We start from the raw sequence: 1,716 nt of genomic DNA on the forward strand, positions 1-1,716 counted from the left end.
CCTCATGCCAGCCATACCCACAGCCCCTGGGCCCTCGATCTTACGAATGACCGAAGCAACCCAGAAAGAAAGTAGGACCCCCATGGGACGCCGCATCGACCGCCTCATCGGCACCCCCGAAGCCCGCGCCGCCCACCGCCAGGCGAAGCAGCACCTCGCCCAGGTCACCGACCGGGACCGCGACGAGACCCCCGACTACTACGCCGCCAACCAGGCCGTCATCGACGCGGAGCAGCAGCTCCCGAAGTGGCGCCGCTACCCGACCGGCCCCGCCAGGGGCACGCGATGATCGGCGACCCTGCGGACCACGACCCCAACGCAGGCCGCGACGACTGCCCACACTGCGGCTCCACCGACATCGTCCCCGTCTGGGACGACCACTTCCCGAAACCACACCTCGTATCCCGCAGATGCACCGAATGCACCCGCATCTGGCACGAAGAGGCCTAGACACCCCACCCAGACAACCCATTAAGGAACCCCGCATGAACACGAAGCACCGCACACCCGAACAGATCCGCGAGGACCGCAACGCCGCCCGCCGGGCCCAGCGCCGTCAGGAAGCCCGACTCCGCATGGGCCGGCACGCCGCCAACACCCTCGTCACCTACGGCACCTGGACCGACGGACGCCCCACAGCCACCGCCCAGGACGTGATCTCGAAGACCGACGCCATGTACGGCGGCTACCTGAAGGGCGTGCCGCTGACTGAGGCCGAAGCTGAGGTCGCGCTCGGGTTCGGGCTGGACGTGTCCGCGTCGTTCGTCGACGACCAGCGGCCGGTGCGTGAGGCCGCTCGCAGCCTCCTGGCCACGGCCTGACCGCGCTCCCTGCCGCCCCGCCCGCCGGGACGGCTCGGAGCACGACCAGACCCCACCAACCACGAAAGGACCCGCCATGGACACCCCCCAGACCGATACCGCGCAGACCCCACTCGACCGCTTCGAACAGCAGCACGCCAACCAGCCCATTGAGGACTGGCAGGACGTCGACCACGAGATCTACCAGAACCTCCACCTCACCGCCTGACCACCCACAACACCCGAAGGACCGACCGCCATGACGCAGACCAACCAGCCCTGGCCCGACGGAGTCACCGCCCGCTACCTCACCACCGCCGGAGCCACCGTCGACATCACAGGTGGTGGTGACTCCACCGGCTACCACTGCACCGCCTGCCCCTACAGCAGCGGCCCCTACTGGACCGAGCGCATCGCCCACGAGCACGCCCAGAAGCACGCCGACACGTGCCGCGCACTACCCCGCCCCACCATCTGACCGCCACCACGACCCAGAAGGGACACCCACCGACATGACGCAGACCCCGAACATCCACGAGTGGACCGGTACCACAGCCGATGCAGCCTTCGATCTCCTCAGCGCCGCCCGGCAGCTCATCGACGCACATCTGAAGGCCCTCGCGCCCGGCGACGACGAAGCCCAATACCGCCTCAGGGAGACAACCCCAGTCGCCATCAAGATCTCCCTCGACCTCACGACCCTCGCCACCTCCGCCACCGAGGTTCAGGCCCTCAACGCCTCCCTCCACCACAACGACTGACCCCTGCCGCTACGGCACCCACACCCCCCAGAAAGGACACGGACGGCCATGACCACCGCCCCGACCCGCGGCGCCACGACGCCGGTCCCCGTCTTCGTCGACGGACTCGACGCCCTTGCGCCCCGCACGCCGGGGCAGCCCACCAACCCCGAGAC

6 protein-coding genes are annotated in these 1,716 nt (G+C 69.1%); all 6 read left to right on the top strand.

From position 1 onward, the window contains the following. Positions 1 to 82: 82 nt before the first annotated feature. The 6 genes from LCE31_RS39430 to LCE31_RS39450 all read left to right on the top strand — a co-directional run bounded on the left by LCE31_RS39430 (position 83) and on the right by LCE31_RS39450 (position 1,561). A complete protein-coding gene (locus tag LCE31_RS39430; protein ID WP_225023088.1) occupies positions 83 to 289 on the top strand; it encodes a hypothetical protein in 207 nt (68 codons plus the stop codon). After that, positions 286 to 450, top strand: a complete 165-nt coding sequence (locus LCE31_RS39435) for a hypothetical protein (protein ID WP_225023089.1) — start codon at positions 286 to 288, stop codon at positions 448 to 450. Before LCE31_RS39430 ends, LCE31_RS39435 begins: the two co-directional genes overlap by 4 nt. Positions 451 to 485: 35 nt before the next feature. Then, the gene (locus LCE31_RS39440; protein ID WP_225023091.1) at positions 486 to 821 is read left to right on the top strand and encodes a hypothetical protein; all 336 of its coding nucleotides are present in this window, start codon (positions 486 to 488) and stop codon (positions 819 to 821) included. 76 nt (positions 822 to 897) lie between these two features. Further along, positions 898 to 1,029: a hypothetical protein gene (locus LCE31_RS40715; protein WP_263632837.1), complete on the top strand. Its 132-nt coding sequence runs from the start codon at positions 898 to 900 to the stop codon at positions 1,027 to 1,029. A 30-nt stretch (positions 1,030 to 1,059) separates the two neighbouring features. After that, positions 1,060 to 1,278 carry a hypothetical protein gene (locus tag LCE31_RS39445; RefSeq protein ID WP_225023093.1) on the top strand — a complete coding sequence of 73 codons (219 nt, stop codon included), beginning with the start codon at positions 1,060 to 1,062 and terminating at the stop codon, positions 1,276 to 1,278. Between the two features lie 34 nt (positions 1,279 to 1,312). Next, a complete protein-coding gene (locus LCE31_RS39450) occupies positions 1,313 to 1,561 on the top strand; it encodes a hypothetical protein (RefSeq protein ID WP_225023095.1) in 249 nt (82 codons plus the stop codon). Positions 1,562 to 1,716 lie beyond the last annotated feature (155 nt).

The sequence above is a fragment of the Streptomyces sp. 8L genome, assembly GCF_020176795.1.
Taxonomy (GTDB): domain Bacteria; phylum Actinomycetota; class Actinomycetes; order Streptomycetales; family Streptomycetaceae; genus Streptomyces.